Annotated in this window: 16 protein-coding genes; 5 read left to right on the top strand and 11 right to left on the bottom strand. The window is 72.9% G+C overall.

The annotated features are described in order from the left end of the window. Positions 1 to 17: 17 nt before the first annotated feature. Positions 18 to 2,645, bottom strand: coding sequence for a LuxR C-terminal-related transcriptional regulator (locus ABEA24_RS43780; protein WP_345439896.1), 2,628 nt, complete (start codon positions 2,643 to 2,645; stop codon positions 18 to 20). Between the two features lie 114 nt (positions 2,646 to 2,759). Continuing rightward, the gene (locus tag ABEA24_RS43775; RefSeq protein ID WP_345439895.1) at positions 2,760 to 5,390 is read right to left on the bottom strand and encodes a LuxR C-terminal-related transcriptional regulator; all 2,631 of its coding nucleotides are present in this window, start codon (positions 5,388 to 5,390) and stop codon (positions 2,760 to 2,762) included. An 808-nt stretch (positions 5,391 to 6,198) separates the two neighbouring features. Here ABEA24_RS43775 and ABEA24_RS43770 point away from each other — a divergent pair. From ABEA24_RS43770 to ABEA24_RS43760, 3 genes are all read left to right on the top strand, one after another. Next, positions 6,199 to 7,476, top strand: coding sequence for an FAD-dependent oxidoreductase (locus tag ABEA24_RS43770; RefSeq protein ID WP_345439894.1), 1,278 nt, complete (start codon positions 6,199 to 6,201; stop codon positions 7,474 to 7,476). An 89-nt stretch (positions 7,477 to 7,565) separates the two neighbouring features. Further along, positions 7,566 to 8,681: a PP2C family protein-serine/threonine phosphatase gene (locus ABEA24_RS43765; RefSeq protein WP_345439893.1), complete on the top strand. Its 1,116-nt coding sequence runs from the start codon at positions 7,566 to 7,568 to the stop codon at positions 8,679 to 8,681. A 13-nt stretch (positions 8,682 to 8,694) separates the two neighbouring features. Continuing rightward, complete coding sequence (locus tag ABEA24_RS43760) at positions 8,695 to 9,708, top strand: cation diffusion facilitator family transporter (protein ID WP_345439892.1); 1,014 nt, start codon at positions 8,695 to 8,697, stop codon at positions 9,706 to 9,708. Here the strand turns inward: ABEA24_RS43760 and paaE are convergent. The 6 genes from paaE to paaZ are packed head-to-tail and all read right to left on the bottom strand — an operon-like array spanning position 9,696 to position 15,403. Then, positions 9,696 to 10,784, bottom strand: coding sequence for a 1,2-phenylacetyl-CoA epoxidase subunit PaaE (gene paaE, locus ABEA24_RS43755; protein WP_345439891.1), 1,089 nt, complete (start codon positions 10,782 to 10,784; stop codon positions 9,696 to 9,698). The genes ABEA24_RS43760 and paaE overlap by 13 nt on opposite strands. Before the next feature lies 1 nt (position 10,785). Beyond that, positions 10,786 to 11,289 carry a 1,2-phenylacetyl-CoA epoxidase subunit PaaD gene (gene paaD / locus ABEA24_RS43750; RefSeq protein ID WP_345439890.1) on the bottom strand — a complete coding sequence of 168 codons (504 nt, stop codon included), beginning with the start codon at positions 11,287 to 11,289 and terminating at the stop codon, positions 10,786 to 10,788. Then, positions 11,283 to 12,152 (bottom strand): 1,2-phenylacetyl-CoA epoxidase subunit PaaC, encoded by an 870-nt coding sequence (gene paaC, locus ABEA24_RS43745; protein WP_345439888.1) that lies wholly within the window; start codon positions 12,150 to 12,152, stop codon positions 11,283 to 11,285. The genes paaD and paaC overlap by 7 nt, the downstream gene beginning before the upstream one ends. A 7-nt stretch (positions 12,153 to 12,159) precedes the next feature. Further along, positions 12,160 to 12,435 carry a 1,2-phenylacetyl-CoA epoxidase subunit PaaB gene (paaB, locus tag ABEA24_RS43740; protein ID WP_345439886.1) on the bottom strand — a complete coding sequence of 92 codons (276 nt, stop codon included), beginning with the start codon at positions 12,433 to 12,435 and terminating at the stop codon, positions 12,160 to 12,162. Next, positions 12,432 to 13,370 carry a 1,2-phenylacetyl-CoA epoxidase subunit PaaA gene (paaA, locus tag ABEA24_RS43735; RefSeq protein ID WP_345439884.1) on the bottom strand — a complete coding sequence of 313 codons (939 nt, stop codon included), beginning with the start codon at positions 13,368 to 13,370 and terminating at the stop codon, positions 12,432 to 12,434. Before paaA ends, paaB begins: the two co-directional genes overlap by 4 nt. Then, positions 13,367 to 15,403 (bottom strand): phenylacetic acid degradation bifunctional protein PaaZ, encoded by a 2,037-nt coding sequence (paaZ, locus tag ABEA24_RS43730; RefSeq protein WP_345439882.1) that lies wholly within the window; start codon positions 15,401 to 15,403, stop codon positions 13,367 to 13,369. Before paaZ ends, paaA begins: the two co-directional genes overlap by 4 nt. 69 nt (positions 15,404 to 15,472) lie before the next feature. On the opposite strand from paaZ, the gene ABEA24_RS43725 reads away from it, so the two are divergent. Continuing rightward, positions 15,473 to 16,111, top strand: coding sequence for a TetR/AcrR family transcriptional regulator (locus ABEA24_RS43725; protein ID WP_345439880.1), 639 nt, complete (start codon positions 15,473 to 15,475; stop codon positions 16,109 to 16,111). Between the two features lie 612 nt (positions 16,112 to 16,723). On the opposite strand, the gene ABEA24_RS43720 is transcribed toward ABEA24_RS43725, so the two are convergent. Both ABEA24_RS43720 and ABEA24_RS43715 read right to left on the bottom strand, forming a co-directional pair. Then, complete coding sequence (locus tag ABEA24_RS43720; RefSeq protein ID WP_345439878.1) at positions 16,724 to 17,281, bottom strand: hypothetical protein; 558 nt, start codon at positions 17,279 to 17,281, stop codon at positions 16,724 to 16,726. 401 nt (positions 17,282 to 17,682) lie between these two features. Continuing rightward, a complete protein-coding gene (locus ABEA24_RS43715) occupies positions 17,683 to 18,486 on the bottom strand; it encodes a hypothetical protein (RefSeq protein WP_345439876.1) in 804 nt (267 codons plus the stop codon). A 272-nt stretch (positions 18,487 to 18,758) separates the two neighbouring features. Between ABEA24_RS43715 and ABEA24_RS43710 the strand changes: the two genes are divergently transcribed. Next, a complete protein-coding gene (locus ABEA24_RS43710) occupies positions 18,759 to 19,421 on the top strand; it encodes a class I SAM-dependent methyltransferase (RefSeq protein ID WP_345439874.1) in 663 nt (220 codons plus the stop codon). Positions 19,422 to 19,637: 216 nt separating this feature from the next. On the opposite strand, the gene ABEA24_RS43705 is transcribed toward ABEA24_RS43710, so the two are convergent. Then, entirely contained in the window at positions 19,638 to 20,216 is a 579-nt protein-coding gene (locus ABEA24_RS43705) for a TetR/AcrR family transcriptional regulator (RefSeq protein WP_345439872.1), read from the bottom strand. Positions 20,217 to 20,365 lie beyond the last annotated feature (149 nt).

Raw genomic sequence — 20,365 nt, 5'->3', positions numbered from 1 at the left:
CGGAGCATGAGTACGCCCTACTCAACTGCGGCGTCGAGGGCGCCGAGCAGGTCGGCGAGGGCCGCGCGGTCGCCGACGCCGAGCCGGCCGTAGACGCCGACCAGGTGGTTCGCGACCGTGCGGGTCGAGAGCACGAGACGGTCGGCGATCTCCCGGTTGCTCAGTCCGGTGGCCGCGAGCCGGGCGATCTCCCATTGCCGCGCGGTGAGCCGAGGCGCCGTCAGGTCGCCCAGCGCGGGGGTGCGGGCCCCCTGACAGCTCCGGGCGAGGGCCCAGGCCCGGGAGGCGGCGAAGACGCCGGCCCGGTCGCCCGGGGCGTACGCGGCGGCGGCCTGGGCGGCGGCCTCGGCGGCGTGCAGGGGCATGCCCATTCGCTCGAAGGCGCGGGAGACGGCGTCGAGTTCCGCGGCGTTCGCGGCGACGGCGGCGGCCGCGTGCCGGGCGCACACGGCGGCGAGCGGGCCGTCGATGGTCGCGCACAGCCGGGCCAGGTCCTCGGCGACGAGAGGAGCCGCGCCGAGGCGTACGGCGTCGTGCAGCGCGAACATCCGGTAGCAGCGCAGCCCGTGGGTCTCGGCGGCGTCGGCTGCGGCCAGGGCGGCGGACACGGCCGCGCCGAGGTCGCCGCCGGCGGCGTGCACCCAGGCGCGCGCGAGCACGCCGGGGAAGTCGATCGGCACGAACGTCCTGAGCGATCGCCCCTCAGCGGCGGCGAGGGCGGTACGGGCGGTCGCGACGTCGCCGAGCAGTGCGGAGGCGTGCGCGAGTTCGCCGAAGCACAGCCCGGCGAACCCGGTGCGGTGCTCGCCGAGCTGGGCGATGCCGTCGCGGCAGGAACGGACGGCGTCGGCGGGCCGGCCCGCGATGACGTGGATCTGGGCGCGGTGGCCGTCGAAGCCGGCCATACCGAGTCGCCAGGGCGCCTCTTCCCGCATGAGCCGCCGGGTCAGGTTCGTGACCTCGTCGGCCGCAGCGAGATCGCCCTCGAACAGGTGGGAGAGCAGGCGGACGCACTGCAGGCTCCAGAACGCGTCGGGCGCGTCGTCGCGCCAGCGCTCGACCTCCCGCAACGTCGCGTCGGCGAGCGCCCGCGCGCGCCCGGGGTGCCCGCCGTGCGCGAGCCGGAGACCCTCGACGACCGCGGCCTGGGCGGTGCTCGCGGGGGTCATCGTGTCGCCGAGCCGGCGCGCCTGCGCCAGCTGGCGGTCGGAGGCGAGCGGCTGCCCGGCGAAGAAGTGGACGAAGGCGCTGAGCACGAGGAGATCCTGGTGGATCACCGGGTCGGTGACGGCGGCGGCGGCCTCGTCGACCACCCGCTGCGCGTCGGCGTCGTCGCCGACGCTCCACGCGAGTCCGAGAACGCGGGTCCGCGCGTAGACGGAGCGCTCCTGGTCGGTGGCCGGCGTTCCCATGGAGCGGCGCAGGATCTCCTCGGCCTCCTCCGGCCGGTCGTCGAAGAAGAGGGTGTAGGCCAGCGACAGGGCGGCGGCCGGCCCGCCGCCCGCGTCGACCGCGGCCCGGCCGAGCCGCTGCGCGAGCGCGATGTCGAAGACCGACATCGCCAGGCGGGACGCCGCGATGAGCGGGAGGGGCTGCCTGGCGGTGCCGCTGTCCAGCCGCCAGACCGCCACCCTGAGGGCGTCCTCCCGCCGTCGTGACCCGGTCGCCTCCACGGCGTCGGCGAGCCGGGCGAGCATCTCGCGGACCCGGCCGGAGTCCGCGTGGGCGCGGACGACCTCCCCGTACAGCGGATGCGCCGGGCGCACCTGGAGCCGATGCCCGTCGCGGAACGTCGTGATCAGCTGCCGTTCCTCGCACCGCTCGACGGCCACCGCTCCGGTGAGCCGGATGAGGATGTCCGCGCCCAGGGGCTCGCCGAACGCGGCGAACTCCAGGGCCCGGCGTTCGTCCGCGTCGATGTCGCCGATGCGGGCCTCGACGAGGTCGCGGAGCCGCGGGGTCAGGGACAGGTCGCCGTGCCAGCGCCACAGCCCGCCGGTCTCCTCGAGGGCCCCGGCCGTACGGCCGGCCATCACCATCTCCCGCAGGTACAGCAGGTTGCCCTGGGTGACCCGCCACAGCCGCCGCAGGGTCGCCGACTCGACCTGCCCGCCGAGCACCTGGGCCAGGAGACGGCCGGTCTCCTCGACCGGCAACGGCTCGAGTTCGAGGCGCCGGACCAGGCCGTCCTTCCACAGCGCGACGATGGGATCGGGCGCGGGCTCGCCGCCGCGGACGGTCGCCAGCAGGCGGGCGCTGCGGTGCAGCACCATCTGGTGGATGAGCGCCGCCGAGGTGGCGTCGAGCAGGTGCGCGTCGTCGACCGTCAGGAGGAGGGCGTCGCCGGCCGGCGGACGCAGCGCCTCGGCCGCCCAGCGGAGCGGGTTGACGCCGGCGACGGCCGGGAACCGCTCCGGAAGCAGGTGGGCGAACGCGCCGAAGGGGATGTCGGCGGCCGCCACCGTGCCACGGACGGGCGCCACCGTGAAGCCCTCCAGCCCGGAGACGGCCTGGGCGGCCAGCCTGCTCTTGCCCGCTCCGGCGGGACCGGCCACCACGACACCGCCATGGGTCCCGTCGCCGAGGATGGAGCGCACCGCGCCGAGCTGTGCCGTACGGCCGACGAACGGCCAGCGGGACGGCACTCCCGCATCGTAGGGAACGCCCGGCCGTGTCATCCGGTCACGCCTTCACGGCGGAGGAACGGCCGGCGCGGCGGCGTGCCCGCTTCGTAACGAACCCCCGGCCGTGTCATCCGGTCACGCCTTCACGGCCGGCGGGCGAGCGGACGGTCCGAACAGGTCGGCGAGCTCGGCGCGGTCGCCGACGCCGAGGCGTTCGTACGCGTGGAGCAGGTGGTTCTCGACCGTGCGCACCGAGAGCCCGAGGCGCTCGGCGATCTCGCGGTTGCTCGATCCGGCGACGACGAGATGGATGACCTGCCGCTGCCGGGGCGTGAGCTCGGGCGTGGCCATCGTGGCCAGGGCGGGGGTGCGGGCGCCGTGACACCGGCGGGCCGTGGTCCACGCCCGGGCGCTCGCCGTGCGGGCGGCCCGGACTCGTCCGGCGGACTCGTGCGCCGCCGCGGCCTGGGCCGCCGCCTCCGCGGCGTACAAGGCCATGCCGAGGCGCTCGTACTCCGCCGACACGGCGTCCAGGCCGGCGCCGTCGCCCGCCAGGGCGGCGTGGCGTGCGAAGAGCGGCGCGAGGGCCCCGTCCACCTGCCGGGCCAGGGCGGAGAGCCGGCCGGCGGCGCGATCGGCCGCGCCCAGGCGTACGACGTCGTGCAGCGCGAACATCTCGAACGCCGCCAGACCGAGGGACCGTGCCCGGTCCGCACCGGCCAGCGCCACCTCGACGGCCCGGCCGACGTCGCCCCGGGCGGCCGGGATCCAGGGGCGGGCCAGCACCGCCGGGAAGTCCGGCGCGAGGTACGTCGGCAGGGCGCGCCGCTCCGCCTCGGCCAGGGCCTCCTCGGCGGCGGGGACGTCGCCCATCAGGGCCGTGGCGTGGGCGAGCTCGCCGAAGCACAGCCCGGCGAACCCGGCCGGCGCGTCGCCGAACCGGGCGACGGCGTCGCGGCACCAGCGGGCCGCCGCGCCGACGTCGCCGCGCATGCGGCGGATCTGCCCGCGGAGGGCGGCGAGGACGATGACGCCCATGTCCCAGGTGCCGGGCTCGCCGAGCTCGCGGTACGCGGCGTCGGCCAGTGTCTCGGCCCCGGCGAGGTCGCCGGCGAAGACGCGGGCCATGAGGCGGGCCAGACCGAGCTCGGCGAAGGCGCCGGGAACCTCGTCCCGCCAGCCCCGGACCGTCGCGAACGCCGCGTCCGCGACGGCTGTCGCGCGCTCCGTACGCCCCGTGAAGGCGAACGCCTGGCCCTCGACGGCGGCCAGTTGAGCCGCCACGCCGGCGGCCGTCGGGCCGATCGCGCGGACCCGGTCCGCCTGGGCCAGGGACTCGTCGATCCGCGCGGCGAGGACGTGACAGGACGCCTTGACCGTCAGGACCTCCTGGCGCCACCGCGGATCCCCGATCGCCGCCTCGGCGGCGTCCAGGACGCGGTGCGCCTCCGCGGCGCGTCCGAGGCCCCAGTGGAGGGTACGGGCGCGGGCCGCCGCGACGAGCGCGCGCTCGCGGTCGGTGCTCGCCGCGCCGGCCGCCCGGCGCAGCGCCGCCTCGTACTCGGCGGGCCGGTCGGCGACATGCAGGACGGAGCCCAGGGCGACCGCCGCGTCCACGCCGCCGCCGGCCTCCAGCGCCGCCCGCCCCAGCCGTACGGCCAGGTCCACGTCGTGCGCCGCCCAGGCCAGCCGGCAGGCCGCGACCATGGGCGCGGGGTCGGTGACGCTGTCACTGCGCAGCCGCCAGACCGCGACGCGCAGCACGTCGTCACGCCGGCGCAGCCCGGTGGCGTCGGTGGCCTCCGCCAGCCGCCGCAACCGGCTCCGAGCGCGTAACCCCCCGGTCATCCCGCGGATCACCTCGCCGTACAGCGGGTGCGCCGGCCGCGCCAGCCGCCGGCGGCGGTCGACGATCACCGTCACGATCTGCCGGTCGACCACGCGCCGTACCGCGTCCGGCGACGTCAGGCCGGCGACGAGATCGACGCCGATCGGCTCGCCGAACGCCACGAACTCGAGGGCCTCCCGCTCCTCCTCGTCGACCTCGCCGATCCGGCCGCCGATCAGCTCGTACAGCCGCGGCACGGCGGGCAGGTCGCCGGTCTGCCGCCATACCCCGCGGCTCTCGGTCAGGGCGCCCGCGAGGATCAGCTCGCGCAGGAACAGCGGGTTGCCCTCGGTGATCCGCCACAGGCGCCGCGCGGTCGCCGCCTCCACCTGGCCGCGGACCGAGTCCGCCAGCATCCGCGCCGTATCCGCCTCCGACAGCGGCCCGAGCTCCAGCCGCGGCACGAGGCCGTCCTGCCAGAACCGCCGCACATGGGCGGGGACCTCCTCGCCGGTACGGATGGTGGCGAGGAGCCGGGCACCGCCCCGGGCGACGACGTCGCGGACGAGCGCCGCGGACGCCGGGTCCAGCCAGTGCGCGTCGTCGACGGCCAGGACCAGCGTGCCCCGGCCCTGCCGGGCGAGCAGCGCGTCGGCCGCCCAGCCCGGACCGTCGGCACGGCCCCCGGAGACGGGACCGGCGGGCAGCAGGTGCGCGAACGATCCGTAGGGAAGCGCCGAGGCGGCCAGCGTCGCCTGCGCCCGCGCCACCGTGAACCGCGCCGGGTCGAGCGCGGCGATCACCTCCGCGGCCAGCCGTGTCTTTCCCACCCCGGGCGCGCCGGCGACGACGACCCCGCGGGCCGATGCGCCGGTCAGCAGCGATCGCACCCTGCCGAGCTGCGCCCCACGGCCGACCAACGGCGAGGGGGACCACATGAACGCATCGTACGGATCCCGTCTCAGCGCGTGACAGCACATGTCCGTATCCGGCCACCCGCCTGGACGAGCGGCGGGCCGGACGAGCGCGGGCCGGGCCGGGGCAGGCGCGGGCCAGGACGAACGCGGGTTGGGGCGATCGCGGGCCGATCGCGGGCCAGGCCGGGTGAGGGCCAGGCCGGGTGAGGGTCGGACCGAGCGCGACCGAGCGCGGGCCAGGCCGGGTGCGGGCTAGGGCGAGCGCGGGTTGGGGCGATCGCGGGCCCGGCCGGGTCGGGGCAGGCGCGGGCCAGGACGAACGCGGGTTGGGGCGATCGCGGGCCGATCGCGGGCCAGGCCGGGTGAGGGCCAGGCCGGGTGAGGGTCGGACCGAGCGCGACCGAGCGCGGGCCAGGCCGGGTGCGGGCTAGGGCGAGCGCGGGTTGGGGCGATCGCGGGCCCGGCCGGGTCGGGGCAGGCGCGGGCCAGGACGAGTGCGGGTTGGGGCGGGTGCGGGCCAGGACGAGCGCGGGTTGGGGCGAGCGCGGGTTGGGGCGAGCACCGGCCGAGCGCGGACCGAGCGCGGGCCAGGCCGGGTGCGGGCAGGACGAGCGCGGGTTGGGGCGATCGCGGGCCCGGCCGGGTCGGGGCAGGCGCGGGCCAGGACGAACGCGGGTTGGGCCGATCGCGGGCCAGACCGGGTGCGGCAAGCGCGGGCACGCCAGGCGGGGGATGGGTCAGGTGCTCGGCGGGCGCGGCGGTGGCCGGTTGCCCGCCGTGGCCTGCGGGTATGGGCACAGGGGCGCTTCCCCTAGCACAGGAGGCCGCGATGCCGGACGTTCAGAACACGACCTGCGCGATCGCGGGCGGCGGCCCCGCCGGGATGATGCTGGGCCTCCTGCTCGCGCGCGCCGGGGTGCGGACGACGGTTCTGGAGAAGCACGGGGACTTCCTGCGCGACTTCCGGGGCGACACCGTCCACCCGTCCACGCTGCGGCTGATGGACGAACTCGGCCTGGTCGACGAGCTCGAGCGTCTGCCGCACCAGAACCTGACGACCCTGCGGATCGGGACGCGGGACCGGCCGATGGTCGACGCCGACCTCACGCGGTTCACCCGCTGGAAGTACCGCCACATCGCGATGATCCCGCAGTGGGACTTCCTGACCCTGCTGGCCGACCACGCACGCCGCTTTCCGGCGTTCCGGCTGCTGATGGAGGCCGAGGTCATCGGCCCGATCGACGAGGACGGCGCGGTGCGGGGACTGCGGTACCGCGACGCCTCCGGCGAGCACGACCTGCGGGCCGTGCTCACGGTCGCCGCGGACGGCCGCCGGTCCGATCTGCGCCGGGCCGCCGGCATGGTCCCGACCGAACTCGGCGCGCCGATGGACGTCCTGTGGCTGCGGATCTCCCGCCGGCCCGGCGACGGGCGCGGTCTCGGCGGCGTCGTCGGCCAGGGCGAGATGGCGGCGATGATCGACCGCGGCGACTACTGGCAGATCGCCTTCCTCATCCCCAAAGGCTCGTACGAGCAGGTCCGGGCCCGGGGGCTCGCGGATCTGCGGGACCGGCTCGCCGGCCTGATGCCCACCCTGGCCGACAGGGTCGGGGAGATCGAAGACTGGGACAAGGTCGCCTTCCTCGAGGTCGGCCTGAACCGGCTCCACCGCTGGGACCGGCCGGGCCTGCTCGCCATCGGGGACGCCGCCCACACGATGTCGCCGATCGGCGGCGTCGGCATCAACCTGGCCGTGCAGGACGCCGTGGCAACGGCCAACCTGCTGGCCGAGCCGCTCTACCGCGCCCAGTCCGACCCCGCGAGGTTCGACCGTACGCTCAATCCGGATCTGGTGCGCCGCGTCCAGCGGCGCCGGGCCGTCCCGACGATCGGCACCCAGACGGTGCAGCAGGTCATCCAGCGTCACGTCGTCGACCGGGCGCTGGCGAACGCCGAGCTGCGCCTGCCCCGGGTCCTCGACACCCGGACCGGCCGGCGGCTGCTGTCGCAGACCATGGCCCGGATCATGGTCTTCGGCCTGCTGCCCGAGCACGTCCGCACCCCGGAGCGGCGCGAGACCGAGACCCGCGCCGCCGCCCGTACGTAGGGCCTGTCTCAAAGCCCCGCCGCCCTATTGCGTGGCGCCTCCGCCCGGTCCCTGAGTGATGGCGGCTGACCAGCGGGTACGCAGCAATCGTGCGGCGGTTCGGAAGGGACCGTTCGGTCCGGTCACAACTGCGGCCGCAGGGCCGCGCGCTGGTGGCGCTCCCACTGGCGCTGATCGTGCTGATCGCGTTGATCGACATCCTCAACGGGCCCAGGATCCACCTGGGACCGCTGCTCATCGTGGCACCGGCGATCACGGCGTCCTTCGCCGGCCCGTCGGAGGTCGCGCTGATCGGCGCGCTGGCCGTCGCCGCCGAGGTGCTCATCGGCGCGTCCGACGGATGGCGCGGGGTCACGGAGTACGAGGCGCAACTCTCCTCGCTGGTCGTGATCTCGGCCCTGATCGTGTCCTTTTCCGCCGTACGGCAGCGGCACCGGCGTGAGCTGAAGGCGGCCCGCTCGGTCGCCGAGACGGCGCAGCGGGCGCTGATGCGCCCCCTCCCCGAACAGGTCGGGCCGCTGCGCATCGCGTCGCTCTACCTGACCGCCGAGCAGGAGGCGAAGATCGGCGGTGACCTGTACGGCGCGGTGCGCATCGCCGGGGGAACGCGGGTGATCATCGGTGACGTCCGGGGGAAGGGACTGGCCGCCATCGACGCGTCGGCGCTGGTGGTCGGGGCGTTCCAGGCGGCCGCGCACCAGCGGTCCCCGCTCCCCGACCTGCTGTCCTTTCTGGACGGCGCCGTCGGGATGGCGGCCACCCGGCCGCTGGTCGAGGGCGGGCCGGACCCGGGGGAGGGCTTCGTCACGGCCGCCGTGGTGGACATCCCCGATGAGGAGCCGCACGTGCGCATCCTCAACCGGGGGCACCCGCCGCCCCTGTTGCTGACGGGCGGGGGCGTCACGGAACTGCGGGCGACCCGGCCCGCGCCGCCGCTCGGCCTGGGGGACCTGTACCCGGCCGACGCTCAAGTGGACACCTTTCCCTTCCAGCCCGATGACCTCCTGCTCCTCTACACCGACGGAGTGATCGAGGCCCGCGACGCCGCCGGCGCGTTCTACCCCCTCGGCCAGCGTCTGCACGCCTGGGCGGAGGACGACCCCGCGCGCCTCGTCGAACGCCTGCACGAGGACCTGCACGCGTACGCCGAGGGACGCCTGGACGACGACGTCGCGGTGATCGCCATCAAGCGGGTGGCCGGCTAGAGGGAGACGTCACATGAGGGCCCACGACGCGCACACCGACCGTCCCGAGCACGCCGCTCACGGTCACGAGGGGCACAGCCACGGCGTCAGCGAGGACGTCGACTCACGCTGGCTGAGCGGGGCGCTCGGCGTGATCGTCGCCTACATGGCGGGCGAGGTGGTCGTCGGTGTGCTGGCGCACTCCCTGGCGCTGATCTCCGACGCGGCGCACATGCTCACCGACGCCGTCTCGATCGTGCTGGCGCTGGTGGCCATGCGGCTGGCCGCCAAACCGCCCACGGGCGGGTACACCTACGGTCTTAAGCGCGCCGAGATCCTGTCCGCCCAGGCCAACGGGCTCTCGCTGCTGCTGCTGTCCGCCTGGCTCGCGTTCGAGGCGGTCCGCCGGCTGGTCAGCCCGCCGCAGGTGACGGGCGGGCTGGTGCTGGCCACCGCGCTCGTCGGCATCGTCGTCAACGTCGCCGCCGCCTGGATGATCTCTAAGGCCAACCGCATCAGTCTCAACGTCGAAGGCGCGTTCCGGCACATCCTCACCGACCTGTACGCCTTCATCGCCACGGCCGTCGCCGGCCTGGTCATGACGCTCACCGGATTCGCCCGCGCGGACGCGATCGCCTCCCTCGTCGTGGTGGCCCTGATGGTCAAGGCCGGGGCCGGGCTGGTCCGCGACTCCGGGCGGATCTTCCTCGAGGCGGCCCCCGCGGGCGTCTCCCCGGAACAGGTGGGCAAGGCGCTGGCCGCCCGCCCCTGCGTTACCGAGGTGCACGACCTGCACATCTGGCAGATCACCTCCGGCATGCCCGCGGCGTCCGCACACATCCTGGTCGCGCCGGGGGAGGACTGCCACGCCGTACGCGCCGACCTCGAGGCGGTGCTGGCAGAGTCGTACCAGATCACCCACACGACGCTCCAGGTCGACCACAACCCCGACCCGCTGCTGTCGATCGGCTCACGGCCGGACGAGCACTGCGAGGAGTCCCACGGCCCCGTCCACCGGTCCCGGCCGACCGGAGATCAGGCGTCGTAGTCGAGGCCGACGCGCTCGGACAGCGGCGTGGACTGGCAGGTGAGCACGAAGCCGGCGTCGACCTCGGACTCCTCCAGCGCGAAGTTGCGCCGCATGTGGACCTTGCCGTCGGTCACCCTGGCCCGGCAGGTGCCGCAGACGCCGCCCTTGCAGGCGAACGGCAGGTCGGGCCGGACCCGCTGCATCGCGTCCAGCAGCGGCGTGTCGCGCGGCACGGCGGCCGTGGTCGAGCGGCCGTCGAGGAGCAGCGTCACCTCGCTGGTCGCGCCGTCGACCGGCGCGTCCTCATGGCGGACCGGGGCGGGCGGGACGTCGTCGACGAAGAACAGCTCCCGGTGCGCCCGCTCCGCCGGGACACCCGCCCGGTCGAGCACGGACCGCAGGCTCTCGACCATCGCGTACGGCCCGCAGAGCCACCAGTGCGCCACGTCCCGAGCGGGCGGGAGCAGCGCGAACAGCGCCGTGAACTTCGCGGCGTCCAGTCGCCCGGTGAACAGCTCGGTCTCCAGGGGCTCGCGGGACAGGACGTGGAAGAGCTCGAGGCGGTCGAGGTACCGGTCCTTCAGGTCCGCGAGCTCGTCGGCGAACATCACGGTGTCGGCGCGCCGGTTGGCGTACAGCAGGGTGACCGTGGCCGCCGGGTCGCGCAGGACGGTGGCGGCGATCGACAGGATCGGCGTGATCCCGGACCCGGCCGCGACGAACACGTGGTGTCCCGCCGTGTCGTCGCCGGGGGTGAACCCGCCGGTGGGCGGGCCGACCTCGATCTCGTCGCCGGGGCGCACGTCCCGTACGAGCCAGGGGGAGAACAGCCCGTCGGGCACCTCCCGTACGCCGACGCGGGGGGCGGCGCCCTCCGGCGCGCAGATGGAGTACGACCGGCGCTCCTCGCGACCGCCGACCGTACGGCGCAGCGTCAGCGACTGGCCCGCACGGAAGGCGTAGACGCCCGCGAGCTCCGGCGGGACGTCGAACGTCACCGCGACCGCGTCGGCGCAGAGCCGCTCGACCGAGGCGACCGTCAGGCGGTGGAAGCCGCCGCGTGCCCGGGCCGGCGCCGGTGTGCTCACGGTCACGTCAGATCTCCTTCACATGTTCGAAGGGTTCGCGGCAGGACCGGCACCGGCGCAGCGCCCGGCAGGCGGTCGCGCCGAACGCCGAGGTCTCCTCGGTGTCGGCGGAGCCGCAGCGCGGGCACCGGACCGCGCGCACGGTCGGGCCGAGGGTGAGCGGGATCGGTCCCTCCGCACGCCGTGGCGCGGCGCCGGGAGGGGCGATGCCCGCCTCGGCGAGCCTGCGGCGGCCCTCCACGCTGATCCAGTCGGTGGTCCACGGCGGGTGCAGCGCGGTACGCACGTCGACCTCGTCGTACCCGGCCGCGCGCAGCGCATGGACCAGGTCGGCGCGCATGGCGTCCATCGCGGGGCACCCGGAGTACGTAGGCGTGATGGTCACGACGACGCGGCCGTCCTCCTCGGACACGTCGCGCAGCACGCCGAGGTCGGCGAGCGTGAGCATGGGCAGCTCCGGGTCGGTGACCGTCTCGGCCACCGCCCGCGCGTCCGTCGTCACGGTCACCATGTCGCCTCCGGGTGCGCGCGGGCCACGCTCTGCAGCTCGGCGAGCAGCGGCCCGAGAGCGTCGGTGTGCAAGCCGCGCCGCCCGCCCGGGTCCGGCGGTACGTCGGCGGGACGGCGGAGCGTCGCCGCCGTGAGCACCTGCTCCAGGACGGCGTCGAACTCCGCGCGCAGGCCGGCCGGGTCCACCGCCACGCCGGACCGGGCCAGGCGCGTCTCGACCTCGTGCGCGGTGAACAGCTCGCCGACCAGCGGCCAGATACGGTCGAGCCCGGCCTGCATCCGCCGGTGCGACTCGTCGGTGCCGTCGCCGAGGCGTACGGTCCACTGCGCGGCGTGGTCGCGGTGGTAGGCGACCTCCTTGACGCCTTTCGCGGCGATGGCCGCGAGCACGGGGTCGCGGGAGGGGATCAGCCGCTGCAGCAGGGCGAGCCGCCAGGTGGCGAAGACCAGGAGCGTGGCGATGAGGTCGCCGAAGTCGCCGCGCGGCGTCTCCGCGAGCCGTACGTTGGCGAACTCCTCCTCGCCGCGGAAGAACGCGTAGTGGTCCTCGCCCCGGCCGGTGCCGTCGGCGTGGCCCGCCCGGGCGTACAGCAGCCGGGTCTGGCCGAGGAGGTCCAGCCCGATGTTGGCCAGCGCCACCTCCTCCTCCAGCTCGGGCGCGTTCGTGCACCACTCCTGCAGCCGGTGGGACATGATCAGCGCGTCGTCGCCGAGCATGAGGCAGTAGGCGGCCAGGTCGGCGCCGTCGACGTCCGGCGGCACCGTGGTGTCGACGCCGTTCAGGGGGTCGGCGAAGCCGGTGCCGAACGCCCAGCGCGCGTCGCCGTCCCCGGTCAGGGCCTCGTAGACGTTGTCGAAGGACACCGTGGCCTCACATGTGCGGGACGTCGTCGGGAATGTCGTAGAAGGTCGGGTGCCGGTAGACCTTGTCCGCCGAGGGGGCGAAGAACGGGTCCTTCTCGTCCGGGCTGGACGCCGCGATGTGCGACGCCTTCACGACCCAGATGCTCACGCCCTCGTTGCGGCGGGTGTACAGGTCACGCGCGTTGCGCAGCGCCATCTCGTCGTCGGGCGCGTGCAGCGACCCGACGTGCACGTGGTTGAGCCCGCGCTTCCCGCGCACGAACACCTCGTAGAGATCGCTCATGAGTCCCTCCGCTTCGCGGCGTGGGCGGCGGCGGCCTCGCGGACCCACGCGCCCTCCTCGTGGGCGCGGCGGCGCCGGGCGACGCGCTCGGCGTTGCACGGGCCGTCGCCGCGCAGCACCCGCTTGAACTCGTCCCAGTCGATCGGGCCGAAGTCGTAGTGGCCGCGGTCGGGGTTCCACCGCAGGTCCGGGTCGGGGAGCGTGACGCCGAGCGCCTCGGCCTGCGGCACCGTCATGTCGACGAACCGCTGGCGCAGCTCGTCGTTGGTGTGCCGCTTGATCTTCCACGCCATCGACTGCGCCGTGTTGGGCGAGTCGGCGTCGGGCGGGCCGAACATCATCAGGCTCGGCCACCACCAGCGGTCCACCGCGTCCTGCACCATCGCGCGCTGGGCGTCGGTGCCGCGCATCATCGTCAGCAGCAGCTCGTAGCCCTGCCGCTGGTGGAACGACTCCTCCTTGCAGATGCGGATCATCGCCCGCGCGTACGGGCCGTACGAGCTGCGGCACAGCGGCACCTGGTTGCAGATCGCGGCGCCGTCGACGAGCCATCCGATCACCCCGACGTCGGCGTACGAGAGCGTCGGGTAGTTGAAGATCGAGGAGTACTTCTGCCGTCGCTCGATCAGCCGGGTGGTGAGGTCGGCCCGGTCGACGCCCAGGGTCTCGGTGGCCGAGTAGAGGTACAGGCCGTGGCCCGCCTCGTCCTGCACCTTGGCCAGCAGGATCGCCTTGCGCCGCAGCGACGGCGCGCGGGTGATCCAGTCGCCCTCCGGCTGCATGCCGATGATCTCCGAGTGGGCGTGCTGCGCGATCTGGCGGACCATCGTGGCCCGGTAGGCGTCCGGCATCCAGTCGCGGGGCTCGATCCGCTGGTCCCGCTCGATGGTGTGCTCGAAGTGCCGCTCCAGGCTCTCCTCGGCGACGGCCGTCATGACGTCTGCTCCTTCGCGACGAGGGTGAGCACGTCGTACTTGGCCACCGACTCCCCGGTCTGGTTGGTCACGTCGGCGTCCCAGCGGACCTCGCCGTAGTCGGCGTTCGCGCGCGGCGTGATCTGCTTGGCGGTCAGCGTCACGGTCAGCTCGTCACCCGGCTTGACCGGGGTGAGGAACCGGAGGTTCTCCAGGCCGTAGTTGGCCAGGACGGGCCCCGGCTCCGGCGCCACGAACAGCCCGGCGGCCAGCGACACCACGAGGTAGCCGTGAGCGACGATCCCGCCGAACAGCGGGTTGGCCTTGGCGGCCTCCTCGTCGGTGTGGGCGTAGAACGTGTCGCCGGTGAACTCGGCGAAGTGGTCGATGTCCTCCAGCGTCACCGTACGGGGGCCGGCGGTCACCGCGTCGCCGACCCGCAGCTCGGCCAGGGACTTGCGGAACGGATGCACGCCCTCCGTCCGCCGCGGAGCGCCCGCGACCCAGCGGCCGGTCACCGCGCTGAGCGTCTTGGGATCGGCTTGCACGGCGGTGCGCTGCATGTGGTGCAGGACGCCGCGCAGGCCGCCCATCTCCTCGCCGCCGCCCGCGCGCCCGGGTCCGCCGTGCACGAGGTTCGGCAGCGGTGAGCCGTGCCCGGTCGACTCCTTGGCGTCGTCGCGGTCGAGGACGAGCAGCCGGCCGTGCCAGGGCGCGAGGCCGAGCACGACCTCCCGGGCGAATTCGGTGTCGGCGGTGACGACGGACCCGGCGAGGCTGCCCCGCCCGCGCGCGGCGAGCTCGATGGCCTGCTCGGTCGAGGTGAACGGCATCAGCGTGGACACCGGCCCGAACGCCTCGACCTCGTGCGGCTCGGTGCGGTCGGGGTCGTCGCAGCGCAGCAGCATCGGGGAGACGAACGCGCCGCGATCGGCGTCCGCGCCCACGAGCTCGACGTGGTCGGGGTCGCCGAAGATCAGCGTGGCGGCGCCGCGCAGCGCCTTGACCGCGCGGCGGACCTCCTCGCGCTGGTCGAGGCTGGCGAGTGCCCCCATCCGCACGTCCTCGCGGGCCGGGTCTCCGACGGTGACCTTCGCCAGCCGGTCGCGCACCGCCGCGGCGACGTCGTCCATCAGCTCGGCCGGGACGAGTGCTCGCCGGATCGCGGTGCACTTCTGCCCGGCCTTCACCGTCATCTCGGCGACGAGCTGCTTGACGTACAGGTCGAACTCCGGCGTGCCCGGCCGGGCGTCCGGCCCGAGGATCGAGCAGTTCAGCGAGTCGGCCTCGGCGGTGAACCGCACCGCCTCCCGGACGATCACCGGGTGGGAACGGAGCTTGCGCGCGGTGGCGGCCGAGCCGGTGAAGGCGACCAGGTCCTGGCCGGTCACATAGTCGAGCAGGTCACCGGGCGGGCCGCAGACGAGCTGGACCGTGCCCTCCGGCAGCAGGCCGGAGTCGACGATCAACCGGACCAGGCGCTCGGTGAGGTACGCGGTCTGCTCGGCGGGCTTGATCAGGCTCGGCATCCCGGCGAGGAACGCGGGCGCGAGCTTCTCCAGCGGCCCCCACACCGGGAAGTTGAAGGCGTTGATCTGGATCGCGACGCCGCGCAGCGGGGTGCACACGTGTTGGCCGACGAACGTGCCGCCCTTGCCGAGCGGCTCGACCGGACCGTCGACGTAGACGGTGTCGTTGGGCAGCTCGCGGCGGCCCCGGCTCGAGTACGCGAACAGCACGCCGATGCCGCCGTCGACGTCGAAGCGCGAGTCGCCGAGGGTGGCGCCCGTCCGGGCCGACAGCGCGTACAGCTCCTCGCGGTGCTCGCGCAGGTGGGAGGCGAGGGCCTTCAGCAGGGCAGCGCGCTGGTGGAAGGTCAGCTCGCGCAGCGCCGGCCCGCCGACCCGGCGGCCGTACTCCAGGGCGGCGGCCAGGTCGATCCCCGCCGTGGAGACGCGGGCGATCTCCTCGCCGGTCGCCGCGTCGTGGAGAGGAATGCCCTCGCCTGTCGGCGTCTGCCAGCGGCCGCCGACGTAGCTGTGCAGTGCGGTCATCGAGCCGGCCTCCCGGTGAGTCGGACATTTACTGACCGAATGGTAGGTAATTAATGTTACCGTGCAGCCATGGCGGAGGGAAGGGGACGACAGGGTGACCGTACGGCGACGGCCGGCGCCGGGCGGTCCCGGCGCGGCCGACCCGGCCACGACCGGGAGTCCCTGCTGCGAATCGCCGTCGGCCTGTTCAACGAGCGCGGCTTCGACGGCACGAGCATGGACGACCTCGCCCGCGAGCTGGGCGTCACGAAGGCCGCGATCTACCACCACGTCTCCGGCAAGCAGGAGCTGCTGCGGCTCGCGGTCGACCGCGCCCTCGACGGGCTGTTCGCCCTCGTCGACGAGCTCGACACCGTTCCCGGCCGCGCGGTCGACCGTCTCGAGCACCTCGTCCGCGGCAGTGTGACGGTCCTCGTCGACCGGCTGCCCTACGTCACGCTGCTGCTGCGGGTACGCGGCAACACGCCCGTCGAGCGGGACGCCCTCGAACGGCGACGGGAGTTCGACCGCATCGTGGCGGGTCTCGTCGCCGAGGCCGTCGCCGACGGCGACCTGCGCGGCGACGTCGACCCGGCCACAACGGCCCGCCTGCTGTTCGGCATGGTCAACTCGCTGATCGAGTGGTACCGCCCCCACGGCCACATCGGCGGCCCCGACCTCGCCGACGCGGTGGCGACGGTCGCCTTCGACGGCCTCCGCACCACCTGAGCCGAGTCGTCAGCCCTGGAGTACGGGCTTTCCCTCGCCGCTGTGATGGGAGCAGGTGCCAGGGCGTCCACCGGACATGCTGTACGCACCGTCGTTGCATTGCACCATGTAGCCGCGGCCATTCGAGAAGTTGGGAATGCACTCGAAGTAGCTACGGACGTCGGCCGGCGGGTTGTAGACCTTGCTGCCTCGTCCGCAGAAGTTGAGGCGGTCCGGGTTGGGCGGTGCGCCGCATGTGGGAGCCGCCGTGTGGGTGGGCCGGGGGGCTCGCCGCGCCGTGGGATGGGTCGGCCTCACGGCCCGGCGCGATTGCTGGGGCGACGGGGTAGGGGAGCCTTGTGCGACCGCTGCGGCCTGAGTCGGTGACGCGATCGGTGGGGTGGCGGGTTGGGCGGTGGGTTGGCTGTCGGTGGAACAGCCGGCCACGCTAAGCGAGCCCAGGAGTGTGAGGGTGATGACAGTCCTGTGCATGGCGTCCCCTTCGCAGCCGGTGCGATCGGCCGTATCCCCGGCGAAGCGTTGACGCGGAGGTCGTCATACGGGACTACGCGTTGTCCGTATCCGGACAACTCACTGTGAAGGCGGCGTAACTGCTCATATCCAAGGAGACGACTATGCGAGTGCGATGGCGGCAGCCACCCACGGGATCGGTGGCAGTCCGGAACCCGGCTCTTCCGCGGCTTCACTGAGGCGTCTCGCGTCGGCCGGCTTGTCGACCAAGCCATGGGAGTTGAGCCGTATTCCGAGCATGCGATGTGCCCAGGAGGGGGTCCCCTGGTAGCACAGCCAGCTGTGGAAACCGCAGGCTTCGATGCCGATGAGTTCGTAGCCGAGCAGCGGGAGTCGCGCAGGCCAGGGCATTCGCACGTGCTCGTTGAGGCAGAGTTGATCGGTGTCAAGCGTCAGCCGGCGTTTGATCACATCCTCGGCGTCGCGCTCATGGACACCCATCGCCAACACCTGCAGCCTGGTCGTGACCGTGGACCGAGTGAATACGCGAGTCGTCTCAGCCGACGAGAACCAGGTGTCGTCGTCAGGCACGGGGTCGACCAGATGATCACTCATCGTCGGAATCTGAAGCGGTAGGAGAGGATCAGCCATCGACTCGGGCACGGCCCACGGTGGCACAACCCGGTAGCCCACGAGCAGCAGGCCGCCCTCAACACTCATGCCAGCGATTCTGAGGCACCAGCACGCAACGTCCTTCGCGATTTCGCAGCCGCTGACGATCGGCGCGTCAAGGCCGGCCGCTACGCGGTCGACAGGCCGAGCCATCCCCACCGGCCTCGGCTGGAGGGGATGGCGGCTACGAGGAGAACGCGAGAGGAATAGGGGCGACGGTTAAGGCCGTGGGGATCGCAGTGGGTGGTTGCGCGATCCACGGGGTCGGGGCGATCGGCTCATTAGAGGAGCATGTTCGTGCGGTTCCTCCTAGGGCTGTGAACGGCCCTGCGGTACGGGTCGGGGTTGCCCTCGAAATACGGCGGTGCCTCCCGTTGTACATGCCGGCGGAGGAAGCGATCATGCGCTCATCGTGCTTGCCTGTTCAAGCTGGGACGTCATCGGCCCCTTCAGCGGCGTTTCATCTGCGCCGCCACGTCGGGCGGCATCGGCCCTTGGGCATCGATCGCCAACCGCACGGTTCCAGGAGAGTAGGGGCCGGCGCCACTGACTTTCCATTGCGAGGGGATCCGCGTACGCGGCAGGGAAGTGCCCCACCTTGGCCAGTACACGTTGTACAGCCCCACGCGCAGACCCTTCCTGGCGAGCGCGGCTTCCGCCTGGGCCACCGTCAGGTCGTTGAGATCTTGGACGGCGTCCTTCGGGGACGTGGTGGTGTACGGCTCACCGGGTTTCGCCTTGCGGCCGATCTGGACAATGGCATGACCTTTGAAGTTCAGCGGAACACGCAGGCCGATCGAGCAGTCGGCGCCACTCGCGGTGCGGCAGGCGCGGTCGTAGATCATCTTGATCCCCGCGCCCTCACTCTCCGACTGTTGCGCCCTCTCGTCCTGGTCCTCGAAAACGATGGTGCCGACGATGTGCGGGGAGACCGGCTGCAGCCAAACGTCGATGTGCAGCCCGTACCTGGCGAAAGCCGCCTTAAACCTTTTCCGGGCGGCCTGGGGATCGACGATCCGGGCCTCGTAGTAGGTCGGCTTGCGCGTGATCTGTACCGCCGCCGCGAGCCCTACGGGGTTCCCGGAACCCGTCAGCGTGATGGTGCCGGCGACACCCGCAGCGGCGATCGTGGTAGCCACCACGGCACCCGTGATCACCGGCCGACGGGCCGCGCGCCCGCGTGCTCGATCCGGGCGGGCGGGCGGGTCGGGCGGCAGCGCGGTGATGTCGAAGCCGACCTTGCGGTCATCCATCAGCGGCTCCATTGACACGCGGGGCAGGGGGACATTCTTGTCTCCTTGACGATTGGGATGCGGTCATCCCTATCGTGTCGGCACTTGGCCCTCCGTTACAGGCGGTTTGGGCAGTCGGGCTGCCAGGTTGCACAGCTCGGGTCGGAGTGGGCGTCTGCAGAGGCTCGGCCCTTGAGACGGTCGAGAGTTGGCGTGCTGATGGCTGCGCATCAACGGGACTAGCGGATCGATTCAACGAGCACTGGGCACACACTCCGCGGTTCGTCGACTGGATGTCCGCGCGCATCATCGACCGGCTGACGCCACGTCCCGGCGAATGCGCCCTAGATCTGGGGTGCGGCACCGGCCTGTACTCCCGCTGTCTGGTGGACCGAGCCGGCTACACCTTCTGCGCCGATCCGTCGAGGAAGATGCTCGACCAACTCTCCGCAGATGCAAGCCTGTTCAAGGTGCAGGCGACCGCCGAGGAGATCACCGACGGCGCCGTAACGCTCGGGCGAGAGCACTTCGATGCGATCTTGGCCAAAGAGATGCTGCACCACGTACCGCGTCCCAATCGGTCCGAAGTGCTGGAGGGCGTGGCCCGCTTGCTTTCACCGCACGGCCGCCTGCTCATCATCCTCATGCCGCCGACCATCGATCATCCGTTGTTCGTTGCCGCCTTACGTCGCTACGAGCATCACCCGATCGACCCGGCAGAAGCCGCAGCCGTACTGGCCGAGATCGGGCTGAAAACGGAGGTGACGGTCGAGACCTTTCGGGTGGCGGTTGAGAAGCAGAGATGGCTCACGATGATCCGGGACCGGTATATGTCCCTACTCTCCAAATTCGACGACCAAGAGTTGGCGGCTGGTGTCGTAGAGGTCGACGCTGGTCATCCCGAACGGGTGCTGGAATTCGACGATCGATTCATCTTCATCCTCGCTAGACGCTGACTGTGCACTCGCGGTCGTACGGACGGCGGCTCACGCCAGGCGCTTAGCCCGACGGTGCGGACACGGCCCGATCGGTGCAAGATCATGTAATGATCCGCCGAGGGTTTTCGGGGGCGGAGCCCCGAAAACCCTCGGCGGAATGGCGTCCGATGGTGTCGGCAACCGGCTGGCGGACCGATTCAATGCGCAATGGGCCCCGGGGAGTGACGCGGGCGCTCAGCTGGAAGGGCGGTAGCGGAGGCCGTCCATCAGGAGGTCGAGGGCGCTGCGGGCGCGGTCGTGCCGGTCCGGCTCGCGGGTGGCGAGGGACACTCCGCTGAGGCTGGTGAGAACGGCCATCGGGTCGACGTCCGGGCGCAGGGTCCCGGCGTCGGCGCCGGCCTTGAGGAGCGTTTCGATCGTCGTGATCATGCGCGTGCGGCTCTCGGAGAACGGGTTCCCGCCCGAGGCGACGATGGCGTGCAGTGTGTCGCTCATGTGGCGTTTGGTCGCCATGTAGTCGATGAAGCGGTCCATCCAGGCGCGCATCGCCTCGTCCGGCGGCAAGTCGCGGAGCAGATCCGGTGCGGCGTCGCAGAGGCGTGCGAGCTCGTTGCGGTACGCCGCCTCGACCAGTGCTTCACGCGTCGGGAAGTGGCGATACAGGGTGCCGATGCCGACGCCCGCGTTCTTGGCGATCGCGTCGAGCGTGGCGTCCGCTCCCTCTTCGGCGAACGCGCGTACGGCGGCCTCGAGCAGACGTTCGCGGTTGCGCCGCGCGTCGGCGCGAAGCGGGCGGGGACCGGTGTCCGGCACGGCTCCTCCTCATCGCTCGGGTGACCAGCCGACTGTCCGGGTTCGGCGGGCGATTTGCAAACCGGAGGAGGCTCCGCATAGTCTCGATTTATCGGAGGGTCCTCCGGTTTCAATTCTATCCGGAGTGCCCTCCGAATCACCGAGGGGAG

Source organism: Actinoallomurus vinaceus, from assembly GCF_039542055.1.
GTDB classification, from domain to species: Bacteria; Actinomycetota; Actinomycetes; order Streptosporangiales; family Streptosporangiaceae; genus Actinoallomurus; species Actinoallomurus vinaceus.
The sequence above is the reverse complement of the archived record's forward strand: the minus strand, read 5'-3'. Positions and strand labels throughout refer to the sequence as shown.

Coding starts and splice junctions, on each gene's coding strand:
- ABEA24_RS43775 (WP_345439895.1), bottom strand. CDS start 5,390: ATGTGGTCCCCCTCGCCGTTGGTCGGCCGTGGGGCGCAGCTCGGCAGG.
- ABEA24_RS43770 (WP_345439894.1), top strand. CDS start 6,199: ATGCCGGACGTTCAGAACACGACCTGCGCGATCGCGGGCGGCGGCCCC.
- ABEA24_RS43760 (WP_345439892.1), top strand. CDS start 8,695: ATGAGGGCCCACGACGCGCACACCGACCGTCCCGAGCACGCCGCTCAC.
- paaD (WP_345439890.1), bottom strand. CDS start 11,289: ATGGTGACCGTGACGACGGACGCGCGGGCGGTGGCCGAGACGGTCACC.
- paaB (WP_345439886.1), bottom strand. CDS start 12,435: ATGAGCGATCTCTACGAGGTGTTCGTGCGCGGGAAGCGCGGGCTCAAC.
- paaA (WP_345439884.1), bottom strand. CDS start 13,370: ATGACGGCCGTCGCCGAGGAGAGCCTGGAGCGGCACTTCGAGCACACC.
- paaZ (WP_345439882.1), bottom strand. CDS start 15,403: ATGACCGCACTGCACAGCTACGTCGGCGGCCGCTGGCAGACGCCGACA.
- ABEA24_RS43725 (WP_345439880.1), top strand. CDS start 15,473: ATGGCGGAGGGAAGGGGACGACAGGGTGACCGTACGGCGACGGCCGGC.
- ABEA24_RS43720 (WP_345439878.1), bottom strand. CDS start 17,281: ATGAGTGTTGAGGGCGGCCTGCTGCTCGTGGGCTACCGGGTTGTGCCA.
- ABEA24_RS43715 (WP_345439876.1), bottom strand. CDS start 18,486: ATGGATGACCGCAAGGTCGGCTTCGACATCACCGCGCTGCCGCCCGAC.
- ABEA24_RS43710 (WP_345439874.1), top strand. CDS start 18,759: ATGTCCGCGCGCATCATCGACCGGCTGACGCCACGTCCCGGCGAATGC.